12 protein-coding genes are annotated in these 14925 nt (G+C 32.5%); 3 read left to right on the top strand and 9 right to left on the bottom strand.

Translation table 11 applies throughout. The features are described 5' to 3' along the window. Window positions 1-124: 124 nt before the first annotated feature. The 4 genes from KA830_RS06635 to KA830_RS06620 form a co-directional block, all read right to left on the bottom strand. Window positions 125-922, bottom strand: a complete 798-nt coding sequence (locus KA830_RS06635) for a TerC family protein (protein WP_204179791.1) — start codon at window positions 920-922, stop codon at window positions 125-127. 363 nt (window positions 923-1285) lie between these two features. Next, window positions 1286-2848 carry a peptide chain release factor 3 gene (locus KA830_RS06630; protein WP_046208075.1) on the bottom strand — a complete coding sequence of 521 codons (1563 nt, stop codon included), beginning with the start codon at window positions 2846-2848 and terminating at the stop codon, window positions 1286-1288. A 12-nt stretch (window positions 2849-2860) separates the two neighbouring features. Then, window positions 2861-3109 carry a YueH family protein gene (locus tag KA830_RS06625; protein WP_261789502.1) on the bottom strand — a complete coding sequence of 83 codons (249 nt, stop codon included), beginning with the start codon at window positions 3107-3109 and terminating at the stop codon, window positions 2861-2863. Continuing rightward, window positions 3090-4574 carry a UDP-N-acetylmuramoyl-L-alanyl-D-glutamate--L-lysine ligase gene (locus tag KA830_RS06620; protein ID WP_204179799.1) on the bottom strand — a complete coding sequence of 495 codons (1485 nt, stop codon included), beginning with the start codon at window positions 4572-4574 and terminating at the stop codon, window positions 3090-3092. The genes KA830_RS06625 and KA830_RS06620 overlap by 20 nt, the downstream gene beginning before the upstream one ends. 430 nt (window positions 4575-5004) lie before the next feature. Here KA830_RS06620 and KA830_RS06615 point away from each other — a divergent pair, with 430 nt between their 5' ends. Together KA830_RS06615 and ltaA are read left to right on the top strand one after the other, a co-directional pair. Further along, window positions 5005-6180, top strand: coding sequence for a diglucosyl diacylglycerol synthase (locus tag KA830_RS06615; RefSeq protein WP_046208073.1), 1176 nt, complete (start codon window positions 5005-5007; stop codon window positions 6178-6180). After that, a complete protein-coding gene (ltaA, locus tag KA830_RS06610; protein WP_204179790.1) occupies window positions 6158-7360 on the top strand; it encodes a lipoteichoic acid biosynthesis MFS flippase LtaA in 1203 nt (400 codons plus the stop codon). Before KA830_RS06615 ends, ltaA begins: the two co-directional genes overlap by 23 nt. Before the next feature lie 127 nt (window positions 7361-7487). On the opposite strand, the gene KA830_RS06605 is transcribed toward ltaA, so the two are convergent. The 3 genes from KA830_RS06605 to KA830_RS06595 all read right to left on the bottom strand — a co-directional run bounded on the left by KA830_RS06605 (window position 7488) and on the right by KA830_RS06595 (window position 10499). After that, window positions 7488-7997: a YjcG family protein gene (locus KA830_RS06605; RefSeq protein WP_019469079.1), complete on the bottom strand. Its 510-nt coding sequence runs from the start codon at window positions 7995-7997 to the stop codon at window positions 7488-7490. Window positions 7998-8082: 85 nt separating this feature from the next. Further along, on the bottom strand, window positions 8083-8829 hold the full coding sequence (locus KA830_RS06600) for an esterase family protein (protein ID WP_046208071.1): 747 nt from the start codon (window positions 8827-8829) through the stop codon (window positions 8083-8085). A gap of 98 nt (window positions 8830-8927) precedes the next feature. Further along, window positions 8928-10499 (bottom strand): alanine/glycine:cation symporter family protein, encoded by a 1572-nt coding sequence (locus KA830_RS06595; protein WP_046208070.1) that lies wholly within the window; start codon window positions 10497-10499, stop codon window positions 8928-8930. 337 nt (window positions 10500-10836) lie between these two features. Here KA830_RS06595 and cozEa point away from each other — a divergent pair, with 337 nt between their 5' ends. Then, window positions 10837-11922: a lipoteichoic acid biosynthesis protein CozEa gene (gene cozEa / locus KA830_RS06590; protein ID WP_064209421.1), complete on the top strand. Its 1086-nt coding sequence runs from the start codon at window positions 10837-10839 to the stop codon at window positions 11920-11922. Window positions 11923-12007: 85 nt separating this feature from the next. Here cozEa and fabI read toward each other — a convergent pair whose 3' ends face one another. Continuing rightward, window positions 12008-12778, bottom strand: a complete 771-nt coding sequence (gene fabI, locus KA830_RS06585; protein ID WP_046208068.1) for an enoyl-ACP reductase FabI — start codon at window positions 12776-12778, stop codon at window positions 12008-12010. 303 nt (window positions 12779-13081) lie between these two features. Then, window positions 13082-14920 carry a monovalent cation:proton antiporter family protein gene (locus tag KA830_RS06580; protein WP_204179789.1) on the bottom strand — a complete coding sequence of 613 codons (1839 nt, stop codon included), beginning with the start codon at window positions 14918-14920 and terminating at the stop codon, window positions 13082-13084. Window positions 14921-14925: the final 5 nt, after the last annotated feature.

Below are 14925 nucleotides of genomic sequence, written 5' to 3'. Positions count from 1 at the left end.
TTTTGTCATATAAAGTTAGCATACTACAGATTATAGTCTCTTTTATTAAAAAATTCTAACTTTATCTCATGAAAAATAAAACAAAGCCTGAGACATAGTTTTTTATGACTCAGACTTATTTATATTATTTATGTTCTTTTTTATTATTTTTAACAGAAGTTAACCAACCAATAATCACAAGTGCAATCATAACCGTCCAGAAAATAGATTGCCATAATACACTGTGCGGGAAGTGTTCCGGTAATATTTTAATATCTGGGTGCGCTAACACCATAATAACTAATTTAATACCTACCCAGCCTACAATTGCAAATGCAGCACCTTCTAAACCAGGATATTTATTCAATAGATTTACAAACCAAGTGGCTGCAAAACGCATGATGATTACGCCTAGCATACCACCTAAGAACATGACTGCAAACTGTCCAAGGTCCATACCACCAAAGTGTATACCAACAGTAGGTAAAGTTACTGCAATAGCAAGTGCAGCTAACATAGAGTCAATCGCAAAGGCAATATCTGCAAATTCTACTTTTAATACTGTGCCCCAAAATGCTTTTGGACTTGCATGCATTTCCTCACCTGACTCATCATAATGGTGGTCATCCGTACCATCTTCTTTTTGGTGATCTTTTTCATTAAAGAATGATATAAGATTCTTAATGGACATGTATAATAGGTAAATTGCACCCAATGCTTGAATCCACCAAAAATGTGCGATGATGCTTATTAAGAATAAAGAAATAAAACGGAAAATAAATGCACCTAACAGTCCATAAAACAATGCTTTTTTACGTTGTTCTGGAGGCAAGTGTTTAACCATGACTGCCATTACGACAGCATTATCTGCTGCTAATAATCCTTCTAAAAATACCAGTACTACTAGAACCCATAAATAAGGTAAAATTAAACTCGGATCCATTTAGGACAACTCCTTTAGTTTTTTACATAAAAATAGAGACCTAAGCTAAGTAAATGCTACACACATTTTCGATCATATACACGCCTATAGTAAATTAAACTTTTAGCTTTATATATTTTGTATGTTTGTAACATTTATAAGCAAAGGTCTCACTCGACAGTATTTTTCTGCCCATTTTACCGGAAACGTTTAACGTTTCGTAATGACGACAAAATGACTATGTTAAAAAGATATATAAAACAGACATTTCACAAAAATATTACTATCTCATATATCTCTTTAAAAACAGTTGAGTTACTCCCCTCCGACTACAAAGTCATAGGTATTCTATTAATAATATAGTATTATACACAATTAATCATATTATAACAAACTGTATAATTTAATTTCTGGAAATTTTTCTTCAAACCATCTCGTTGCAAACTCATTTTCAAATAAGAAAACGTAATTATCATAAACATCTTTAACAAGAATAGAACGAGAAGAGCTCATTTTATCTTTAATATCTTCTTCATTTTCAATCCATCTTGCAATTTTTGGACCAACTGGTTCCATGATGACATCGACATTATATTCATTTTTAAGTCTATGTTCAAATACTTCAAATTGTAACTGACCTACCGCACCAATAATAATTTGATTGGTATGCAATGCTTTATAGTATTGAATTGCGCCTTCTTGAACTAATTGTTCAATTCCTTTATGGAAATGCTTCTGCTTCATGACATTTTTGGCAGAAACTTTCATAAATAATTCTGGTGTAAACTGCGGTAATTCTTGGAAACTGAATTTTTGGTTGCCACCTACTAATGTATCTCCAATTTGGTAATTACCTGTGTCATACAAACCTATGATATCTCCAGCAACTGCGTGATTAACTGTTTCTTTATCATCAGCCATAAACGAAGTCGAACGTGTTATTTTCTGTTTCTTTTTCGTTCTTTGTAAGGTAACATCCATACCTCGTTCAAAAGCGCCACTAACTACCCTCATAAAAGCAATTCTATCTCTGTGTTTGGGATCCATATTGGCTTGAATTTTGAAAATAAAGCCTGAAAAATCCGTATCGTAAGGTGTAACTTCAATATCTTCTTTCGTTTGTCGTGCACTTGGCATAGGTGCATGATCAACATAAGCATTTAAGAAATTTTCTACACCAAAGTTCGCTAATGCTGATCCAAAGAACACTGGTGTTAAATCACCATTTCTCAAAGCTTCATTATCAAATGTTTCTCCTGCTTCTTCTACCAACATTAATTCTTCGATTGCTTGTGTAAAGGCGCTATCATTTTTAATATTATGATCTTCTTCCAGTTCATAATCATCATTTAAATGTAGTACATTTTGTTCATCTCTAAATGGCTCAATCGTATGTGTATCTCGATCAATGATACCAAAGAAATTTTGTCCCATACCCACTGGCCAATTCATAGGATACGTTTCAATTTCCAGTGTAGACTCGATTTCATCTAACAATTCAAATGGCTCTTTTCCTACTCTATCTAACTTATTGATAAACGTAAAAATAGGAATACCTCTCATTTTACAAACTTTGAATAGTTTTAAAGTCTGAGGTTCAATACCTTTTGCACAGTCTATAACCATTACAGCACTATCCACTGCCATTAATGTTCGATATGTGTCTTCGGAAAAGTCTTCATGCCCTGGCGTATCTAAAATGTTGATTTTATAATGATCATAATCAAATTGCATCACTGAACTCGTTACTGAGATACCACGTTCTTGTTCAACTTTCATCCAGTCACTTGTCGCAAACTTACCGCTCTTTTTACCTTTTACGGTCCCTGCTTCTCTTATTGCCCCACCAAATAACAGTAACTTTTCTGTTAATGTGGTTTTCCCAGCATCAGGATGTGAAATAATCGCAAAAGTTTTTCTGGATTCTACTTCTTCCTTTATACTCATTTGTTCTCTCCTTTAATTCTCAAATATCGATTGACCAATATCATCAGCAATTTGTACTGCTGTTGACTCATCAAGTAACGTAAACAAGTGTATCACAAGTTCCTCCTTGATATCATCATCATTTAACGAAGTATCAATTTCTAATGACCAATTGAGGTCTGGTATTGCCATAAGTAAGACATCAGCGTCATCATTTTTATAAATATAACTACGAACTGTTACACCATTCAGACTTATAGGCTTAATTTTCAACAGGACCACCGCCAAACTTTTTATAAGCCGCTTCTAAACCGATTAAGTCATCTCGATGCGGTACTTTTACATGACCAGGCATAATTTGATAAGGCTCACGCCCTTTTGACGCCAAGACAACTGTATCACCAGGATTAGCAATTTCAATAGCATGACGAATCCCTTCCGCACGATCTTCGAATTCAACATAATTACTATGCGTTGCGCCTTTAGCAAGTTCACTTGTTAATTTTTTTGGATCATCATTTGCTGGATTGTCAGGCGTAAAAATAACATAATCCGCTCTACAAGCGACACGACCCATTTTAGGTGTTTTCCCCATATCTCTTTCTCCAGCCATTCCACACAAGAAAATCAATTTCTGTTTTGCAAAAGGTTTCACTGCATCTATAAGTTTATCCATACCATCTGCTGTGTGTGCATAATCTATAATTAAATCAATTGGTAATTTTGGGTCTAAAACTTCAAGTCGACCCTCAACTGGTTCTAAGTTTTCTACCGCTTGAATAATTTCTTCTAAAGTAGCATCTTTTGCCCAAACAGCTATCATTGCTGCCATAATATTAGAGACATTGAAAATGCCTACATATGGTGACTTCACAGGAAATGTACCTTCAGGTGTATTAAAATCAAATGTTACACCTTGTAAAGACTCATGAATATTTTCAGCCTTAAATTGTGCATGTTCTTTGATGCCATACGTAAACACCTCGTAAGGTGTAACTGAAGCTAAATATTCTGAGAATTCATCATCTTGATTTAAAACAACATATTTTTCTTTTGATAAATCTTCACCTAACTGGCTGAATAATAATGATTTGGCATGACCATAAGCTTCCATTGTACCGTGAAAGTCTAAATGATCTTGCGTTAAATTTGAAAACACAGCAACATCAAAATTAACACCACTTAAGCGTCCTAATGATAATCCGTGGCTTGATACTTCTAAAGTCATAGCTTGTGCTTGTTGTTCTACAGCTTCATGAATTTTTTTCGTCAACGCAACTGTTTCAGGAGTTGTATTTGTACCTTTAGATTTTTCTTCGTTAATTTGAAAACCATTTGTACCTAAATAAGCACTACCTTTACCTAATTTTCTATATATGTGGTGTATCATTGTTGCTATAGATGTTTTGCCATTTGTCCCGGTAACACCATATGTAGTAAGTTGTTTACTTGGATAATTAAATAATACATTTACGAGTAAACTAGCAACACGCAACGTGTCAGGAACGATAACTTGCGTTACATCACCTTTCAACAGTTGTTCATGATTTACCACAATAACTTTACAGCCTTGATTCACAACATCTTGACAAAATTTATGACTATCGACGGTATAACCTTTAGAAGCAACAAATATGCTGCCTTCTTTAGCTGTACGCGAGTCCGTTGTTATATCATTCACATTCATATCTAATGTTCCAATCACTTGTTTAACTCTAATTTTTTTAAACAACTCGTTTGCATTCAACATTAACCGCTCCTTTATTTCCAATACTTCTATTATACACATTTTCAAGTGATTTTATAGAAACTAATATTGCATTTTGCCTTTTCTCTACCATTATATATTTTTTTCGTTTTTATTTAAAAACATTATAATTACCGTAAGTATAAACTAGATTTAAAATGTTAATCATATGTAATTAATTATGTAGATTTTCTTTTTTATTTGTTTAATTTCTTTTAAGATGACTTATTTTAAAAGCATGCGTGGTATGGTATAAATATAGAACAATCTAAATTTATCATGATATAATTTTTAAAAATAAGTATGAATTATTTTCTATGCGTTTGTAAAATGATATAATCTCTATTAATTATGTTTTTTCTTTCGCATGACAACAAAATGCGTTAAACTTAGCATGAGCTAAATTTATACTATTGGAGGGTGACTCAAAATGGTTACTCGTAACAAAAAAATATTGATTATTACTGGTTCTTTTGGTAACGGACATTTACAGGTTACTCAAAGCGTAGTAAACCAATTCAACGAAATGAATCTAGACAATTTAACTGTCATTGAACATGATTTATTTTTAGAAGCTCACCCAATTTTGACTTCTATATGTAAAAAGTGGTATATCAATAGCTTTAAGTACTTCAGAAATATGTACAAGTCTTTTTACTATAGTAAACCTGACCAAATAGACAAATGTTTCTACAAATATTATGGTTTGAATAAATTAATTAATTTATTACTAAAAGAAAAGCCAGATTTAATTCTACTTACCTTCCCTACGCCAGTGATGTCTGTATTAACTGAGCAATTTGATATGAATATTCCCATTGCCACAGTTATGACAGATTATAGATTACAAAAGAATTGGGTTACACCACATTCTCAACGATATTATTTGGCAACTGAGGAATTAAAAGATGAATTTGCTGAATTAGGCATTCCAAGAAATCAATTAAAGGTTACAGGCATTCCAATTTCTGATAAATTCGAACAAGATATCGACCAATCTGCATGGTTACGTCAAAATAATTTGAATCCTGACAAACCAACAATCCTTATGTCAGCAGGTGCTTTTGGTGTTTCTAAAGGATTCGATCAAATGATTAGCGATATTTTGACTAAAAGTCCACACTCACAAGTCGTCATGGTTTGTGGTAAAAACAAAGATTTGAAGCGCACATTATCTAGCCAATTTAAAAATTATGATAACGTACTGATTTTAGGTTATACAAAACAAATGAATGAATGGATGGCTTCAAGTCAATTGATGATAACAAAACCAGGTGGCATCACTATTTCTGAAGCACTAACGCGACAAATACCAATGATTTTCTTAGATCCTGCGCCAGGACAAGAGTTAGAAAACGCGCTCTATTTTGAAGAAAAAGGTTATGGTACAATCGCTTATTCACCCGATGAAGCTATACAACAAGTAGCCTCATTAACAAATCATCCAACTTCACTAGTGGAAATGTCTGAAGCAATGAGTGAATCGCGCATTCCATATTCAACATATAAATTATGCAAAGATTTGTTAGAACTTCTAGACCATTCGACACGTTATGAAGAAGTTTATGGAAAGGTTCCTTTATATGCAAAGCTCTTCGTTAAATAATACTAACTACAATTCAAGCACAAATTTTATTATTATGTTGATTATTTTATTTTTAATGGAGTTTGCTAGAGGTATGTATGTATTGAGTTACTTAGCCTTACTTCCAACGGCAACTTCTATTGCGGTAGGTGTTACATCTATCGCTATTTCTATTCACTTTATTGCTGATGCAACAACAAACTTTGTCATTGGTTTTTTACTTAAACGCTTAGGTACTAAACTTGTTTTAACACTTGGATTTTTATTAGCTTTTGGTAGTTTGTTTTTAGTCATTTGGTTTCCTACATCACCAATCATATTAATCACAAGTGCGATATTACTAGGTATCGCAGTGAGTCCGATTTGGGTCATTATGCTTGCAAGTGTTGATGAAAATAACCGTGGTAAACAAATGGGATATGTCTATTTCTCTTGGCTACTAGGCTTATTAGTCGGGATGGTTGGAATGAACTTAATCTTTAAATTCCACCCAACACGCTTTGCGTTTATGATGTCATTAGTCGTATTGATTGCATGGATTTTATACTATTTCGTTAAAATCAGGCTGACTAACTACAATACAAGACCTGTAAAGCAACAATTAGGACAAATTGTAAACGTGACCAAACGTCATCTCATTCTATTTCCAGGTATTTTATTACAAGGTGCTTCAATCACCGCCTTAGTCCCAATATTACCTACATATGCGACAAAAGTTGTCGGCGTTTCAACCGTAGAATATACAATAGCAATTATCATTGGTGGTATAGGTTGTGCCATTTCTATGCTATTTTTATCTAAAATTATAGATAACAATGGAACATTATTTATGTACAGTATCATTTTTGGTGGTTTCGTCTTATACACTATAATGATATTTGCTTTATCTATTATTACAGATATTAAACTAGTCTGGGGCTTAGCATTATTTATTGGCCTAATGTATGGTATCTTATTACCTGCATGGAATACTTTTATGGCTAGTCATATCCATATGGATGAACAAGAAGAGACTTGGGGCGTGTTCAATAGTGTTCAAGGTTTCGGGTCTATGATTGGTCCACTCGTAGGTGGTTTAATTACAGAATTCTCTAAATCTGTTAATAATACATTTTATTTTTCAGCATTAGTGTTCTTATTTTTAGCAATATTTTATGGCTTGTATTTTATTAAAAATAAAAAACAACACAATCACACTTAAGTATATGAGTACGTTTCAACATACAAAAGCGTCGCTATCATTTTAGAAATTATCTAAAAATATGATAGCGACGCTTTTAAAATTTCAATATTATCATCGATTAAAATGATAATTTTATATAAAAAAATTATGCAAAATTAAAATTCTCTAATACTTTCCATTTTTCTGCACTTTCATCATAGTAAACTAAAGAAAGTTGCTCAATTGCTTCTTTATAGTCAATACCCGCTAAGTTCAATTGACCAAAAATGTCTTCGAACTCTTGACTAGTCAAGCCTTGTGCAATTGTAAAATGTGGTACAAATGGATGTTCTGGACGACCATAAAAATCACCACTATTGAATTGATTAAATAATTTTTCTAAATTGTCCGTTTTGGCAACTTTAAAATAAATTACATTTGTAATTGGCGCAAAGTTTGATGCCTTTGTCGCGTGTACTTCAATCGGTGGTATCCCCTCGATTCTTGATTTGATTGTCTCTTTGACAGCGTCAAGATCACCTTCGTTTATTTTAAAATGCTCTTTAATCGTAATGTGTGGCATAATCGTTGCATAGTGAGCATCATAACGTTTACGGTATGCATTTACTTCATCTTGAAACGCTTTTGACGGAATTAATGCTAATCCTAAAATCATTTAAATTCCTCCTTTGTTTAACATAACTACATTATATCAAATTTCACAAAAATTCGTTACTTTTAACTAAATTTCCTACAGATAATTAAAAAGAAATATTATCTGATAAAAAATATTTTAATAAATCATCTAGTAAATGTTTCCAAGATTTCCATCTATGTCCCCCATCAAACTCTGCATAGTGATAAGTAATATCACTATTTTCGATAATCGATTTCAACTGGCGATTAGGTGTTAAAAAATCCGCTTGCTTTCCGGTCGTTGGTAAAGCAAAGTCTTTTTCTTCTAATCCAACTGTATGCCAAATCGTCAATTGTTCTTGAAATTGACATCGTTCAATTAATGTTTGTATTACCTCATCATGTTGAGGACTCAATAGACCTACTTGACTAAAAATTCTTGGATAGGATAAGGCTGTGATCAAAGCTGCACTCCCTGCTAAACTATCACCTAAAATAACTCTGCCATTTCCTACTTTATATGTTGGGAATTGAGCGTCTATAAACGGTAAAATTTCATTCGCCATACACTTTACAGTTAGTGCTGTTTTTGCTCCTTGAGGATGAAATTCTGCTCTTCTTTTTTCAACATCTTCATAATGAAAACCCACAAAGATTGCTCTTTCTACTTCATTTGCTTCCCATAATTTTTCATACGTTCTGTGTATTCTACCAAAGCTAAAAAAATCCAAACCATCAAAACAAAAGACGACCTTGTATTTAAATAATTCTGTGAAATCTTTAGGTAAATAAATAGAAAGTGTGATGTCTCTATCTAATATGTCGCTTGAAAAATTAATTTTATTAATTCGTCCTGCTTGAAAATTGTCCATAAAATAATGCGCCCCCTCATAGTCTTAATGACATTGTATCAAGAGACGCAATATTTTAAAATAACTCCTTTTTATTTAGCAAAGTAAGATATTATTTTTTAATCGTTAATATTCTCTTTTTTAAGGCGTTCAGGATAATCTTTTAGCCAAAAAACAGCATTGGGTACTTTTTCTGGGTCTGGTTTATAAATCGCTTTTCTACCAGATCCTAAACGCTTTTTCTGCAATTCATAATCTTTCAATGCGTTTATAGCTGGTTTATGTAATAGCCAAATCGCTATGATATTAAGCCATGCCATCATGCCTACACCTAAATCTCCCATTAACCATGCTATATCTGCCGTTTTCACTGCGCCATAAACTGTTGCTAATATCAATACAATACGAGTTATATTGATAAATATAAAGGAAGTTCTATAATTTGCAGATCTCGTTAAGTATGCAATATTGGTTTCTGCAATATAGTAATAAGCCAATATAGTAGTAAAAGCAAAGAAAAATAATGCAATTGCTATAAAGTAAGATCCGAATCCAGAGAATGATGGATCAAAATGATAACTTCCGCCTTGTAAAGCCTTATCTATACCTGCTTGAGCATACATTGCTGTACCAGAATAATCTTTATCTCCATTTGACATTTCAACAAAGATACCATTATCTTTAATCAAACTCGCTTTATCACTAGGTGTATTGCCACCATCCGTTACATTATATGTACCAGAAAGCAAGATGATTAGTGCGGTTGCAGTACAGACAAATAAAGTATCAACGTAAACTGAAAACGCTTGCACCAAACCTTGTTTTGCTGGATGTGACACCTCTGCTGCCGCGGCTGCATGTGGTCCAGTACCTTGACCAGCCTCATTTGAATAAAGACCTCTTTTGACTCCTATTTCAATCATTGCACCTACAATCCCACCAAATGCTGCTTGCATGCCAAATGCAGATTTGAAAATTAATGCAAACAATGCAGGAACCGCTTCAATATTAAGTATAATGATAATAACCGCCATTAATATATAAAACACTGCCATAAATGGTACAACTGCTGTCGCTGCATTAGCAATCCATTTGATTCCCCCAAAAATAATTAATCCGATAATGATTGCTAAAAATATGGCTACAACCCATGGATTTAATTGAAACGCATTTTTCATAGAACTGGATATAGCATTGGATTGAACACCTGGCAATAATAATCCGACTGAAATTACAGTGACAATTGCAAAGATCAATCCATATACTTTGCCCAGTTTCCCCTTTATACCATATTCAATATAAAATGCTGGTCCACCTCTATATTGTCCCTTCTCTTCTCGTTTATATATTTGTCCTAGTGTCGATTCTATAAAGGCGCTACTTGCCCCTAAAAATGCTGTAGCCCACATCCAAAATACGGCGCCTGGTCCACCAATAAATATTGCTGTCGATACACCTACAATATTACCAGTACCTACACGACCTGCTAACGATAAGGCGATTGCTTGAAAACTTGAAATACCAGTTGGTGACTTTTCCCCTTGAAACATAAGTCGAATCATTTCTTTAAAGTGTCTGACTTGGAAAAATTTCATAAATAGTGAGAACAATATACCAGTGATTAACAAACCATAAACTAATGGTTTGCTCCATACTATGTCATAAAGCCAAGTTAAAAAACCTTCTATCATAACGTATCCCCCTTGTTATACCATTAAAGAAAATGATATTTTTTAATATTATACACATATGTTATGTTCCGCGCAACGCATTATATAAGTTATTATTTTAACAATTTATATAATGTGTTATGAATTTTTTATATAAATAACATTAATATATTTAATACTTATATTATCTTATAACGTACTATTTATTATTAAGTAACAATTGTTACTTACCTGAAATTGCAGTCAACCACACGGTGCGACTAAGTACATACTTTCACAAATTTACCTTTTGTTCTATCTTTTTTTAAGATATACTGAATTATAAATTCAAATAAAGTTTTATAGGAGGAACCATTCTATGCTTAACAAAGTATGGTTTAGAACAGGTATCGCTTTATTAATCCTGTTTTTACTAATCAAATTGATTATGGAAGTACATAGTATTTTCACACCATTCATTATTATCCTTCAATCTGTGTTACTGCCATTATTATTGAGTGGCTTTTTGTTTTACATTTGTTTGCCTTTTCAAAAAATACTTGAAAAGAATCATGTGCCACGCTGGGGTAGCATTACTCTAATCTTTATAGGCTTAATCATAATTATTAGTATTGTTATTGGGGTATTAGCTCCGTTAATTGCAGAACAAATTGAAAACTTAGTAACTCAAATACCTGCATTACAACATGAAGTTCAAAACATCATTAATTTCGCTCTAGATCAAATGGAAAGATTGCCTAATGATGTAACAGATCGCATTAATAAAATGGTACAATCTATCAGCGACAGTACTGCTGATATTTTATCTAACTCTTTAGGTTACTTAACATCATTTATTTCAACACTTTTCTTACTGATAATGGTTCCGTTCTTTTTAATTTATATGTTAAAAGATCATGAACGTTTTATCCCTTTCATCGCAAGACTATTTAAAGGAGACAGAAAAGTTTTCACTGTAGAATTATTGAAAGATTTAAATGAAACTGTTAAATCCTATATTCAAGGCCAAGTTACAGTAAGTATCATTCTTGGAATTATCTTATACATTGGTTATTCAATTGTAGGACTTAACTACACATTATTACTCGTTATGTTTGCATGTGTAGCAAATATGATACCGTTCTTAGGTCCTTGGATGGCATTTGCACCCGCTGCAGTCATTGCAATTATTCAAAGCCCTACAACATTTATATGGGTATGTATTATCACGCTGATTGCACAACAATTAGAAGGTAATGTGATTACACCTAACGTAATGGGTAAATCACTTAGTATTCATCCTTTAACAATTATTGTAGTGATATTAGCTGCAGGTAATCTCGGCGGTTTCGGTCTAATCTTAATAGCTGTTCCATTATATGCTGTCATTAAAACCGTTGTCAGAAACGTATTCCGTTATAGACAAGAAATTATTGCAAAAGCCAATAGTGATGTCAAAGAATAAAATAATGATATAAAACAAAAAGACTATTCGTTTCAGTTGTTGAAACGAATAGTCTTTTTATATGTTAATAATTAAATATCTTTAATTATTTAACGATATGATAACCACTGTCTACATGGATATTTTCGCCTGTAACTCCACTTGAAAAATCACTCAATAAGTAAGCTGCAGTTTTACCTACTTCTTCTTGGTCTACATTACGTTTTAATGGCGCACGTTCTTCAATTTCTTTCATGATTGTGTTAAAACCACCAACACCTTTAGCGCTAAGTGTACGAATTGGACCAGCTGAAATCGCATTGACACGGATATTATCTTCACCCAAATCTAATGCTAAATAACGTACATTTGCTTCTAAACTCGCTTTAGCTACACCCATCACATTGTAATTTTGCACAGCATACTCGCCACCTAAATAAGTAGTAGCAACAATACTACCACCCTCAGGCATGATTTTTTTTGCTTCTCTAGCAACAATTGTTAATGAATATGAACTAATGTCTTGTGCCAATAAGAAGCCATCACGAGATGTATCTGAAAAACGACCTCTTAAATCTTCCATGTTAGCAAAAGCAATCGAATGATAAACACCGTCAATGTTACCTACTTCTTCTCCAATTTTTGCAAAACCATTGATAACATCTTCGTCTTTTTGTACGTCTATTTGATACATTCTAATTGTTTGTTGATCTAACTGTTCAACAAGTTTTTCCATTTCTTTTTTACTACGTTCTTTACGATATGTAAAAACTAAATTCGCACCTAATTTGTCTAATACTTTAGCTACACCAAAACCGATACTACGCTTATTAGCAATACCCATAATGACGAATGTTTTATTTTCTAAATTTAACATGAAAATAACTCCTTTTTTAAATTTTCATTGTAAATTGGTTCGAGATGTTAAAATCATACTTCCTATCACTTCGCTCGATGCCAATTCTAACAAACTTTATTTTAACATTGGTTTCATTGTTTAAACAATTCATTTTACATTCTATAAACGAATTCATCGTTTTTTGCTTTCTTTCGAGTTGAAATTTTGACCAACGCTTCATTCAATTAATCAGTACTAACAGCTTAAAGTAGCTTGCATATCGTTCTTTCACTATTTATTAATACATATTTTAGGACTTCAATATTATCCTAGATACAGATGTTAATAATAAAATTCTAATTCACGTTTTAACTCATCAACATATTCTTTAGATCCCGTTACAATAACACGGTCTTTATAGCGTAATTGAGTATCACCATGTGGTACAATCGATTCATTATTTCTAATGATTCTCACAAATATGATATCCCCATCAAACGGGAAATTACGTAATTGAATTTGATCATATTTATGATTTAGCATTGCAATTTCATATAAAGATGTTTCCACATTACTTAAAAGATTAAGCATATTGGGTGTTTCTATTAAACCTTTCAAGAGTATCTTATTACTCATAAAGCCACTAAATACTTCTATACCTTCACTTTGTAAACCTTCATCACCAGTACTCGCTTCTAACCTACATATAACTCGATTTACACCATGGCTTTTGGCCATTAAAGCCACTTTTCTATTAATATCGTCATCATTTGTAGAACAAACAACAATATCTCTTTCAAATAAACCTAAGCGTTCTAATAATGGTTCTTCATAATCTGCAATTTCAATCATCGAAATTGCATCTGATAATTTACGCTTATCACTTAAATCATTTCTATAATATAACGAAACTTGATAAAGCTGTGATGTTAAATTCTGAGCAATTGGTATGGTTAATTGGTTTTTACCTATTAAACTCACTTCAATCTGTCTTGTTGCTTCATCAGGCATCGGGAACATTTTCTTAAATATAATTGGTACAAAAACACATGTAATAACTGCACTTAATATTAAAATACCTGATATTTCAGATGATATTGTTCCAAGTTTTTCAGCAATTTTTGCAGAAGCAATAACCAACGATAAAGTTGACGTTAGCAAGAAAGCTGAAGAAATTGTTGTTTTCATATCAAACCATCGACGTATATAAAATACTGGTATTAATTTAGATATTAAAAAGGCCAATATTAAAAATGGAATGATAAGTAATAATGAAGGCTCTTTTATTAACATTGGTATATTTAAATCTACACCAACCATGATAAAGAATATTGGAATAAAGAATCCGTAACCAAAGGAATCTAATTTCTCTACCATATCCTCATCAGGACCCAGTAAAGAAACAATCACGCCGGCTAAGAAAGCGCCTAGAATATTTTCTGCACCAACGCCTTCCGCCAAAGCAACTAGCATGATAATTAACGCAAATACCGCACGTATACCAATTTGTGTTGTACCATCCATCAGTTTTTGCAAGAATTGTGCTTTCTTAAATAATCCACCTAGGAAATAAAAAACAAGCGCAAATACTACTAAACTACCTATTAACCAAAGTGATGTGCCACCTGAAGCGTGTAGTGTTCCGTACGCAGTTAATAATATCATTGTCACTAAGTCAGCTAATACTGCTACTAATAATATGAATTGTCCGATAGTTGTACGCATAATATTCATTTCTTTTAGTGTAGGTACTACAACACCTAATGAAATAGTAGAAATAATAATAATCATTAATAAAACATCATCAATTAAACCAAACCATTTAAATGCATATGCAAATACAATTGAAATAACCATAATAAATAAAAATACAGTAAGTGCTAATTGTAAATGACCGGGTTCTTTACTTTTTTCATTATCTTCTAATGAGCCTTTGTCTTTTTTAAATGCTTTAAAATCAATTTCTAAACCACTCAAAAACATTAAGAATATAAAGCCTAATGTAGATAAAATATTTAACATAGCATCACGTTCTACTATGTTTAAAAAAGAGTGCCCAATAAGAATACCCATTAATATTTCTGCTACAACAACAGGCAAGAATGTAATTCGCAATCTATTGATTAGTATCGGTGTAAGGAATGCTGCCATTACAACGACAACAAGTGATAAAAATTCCATGTAAC

The organism is Staphylococcus sp. GDY8P119P (assembly GCF_017892075.1).
GTDB lineage: Bacteria > Bacillota > Bacilli > Staphylococcales > Staphylococcaceae > Staphylococcus > Staphylococcus ureilyticus.
Note: the sequence above shows the minus strand (reverse complement) of the source record. Positions and strands in the feature narration are given on the sequence as shown.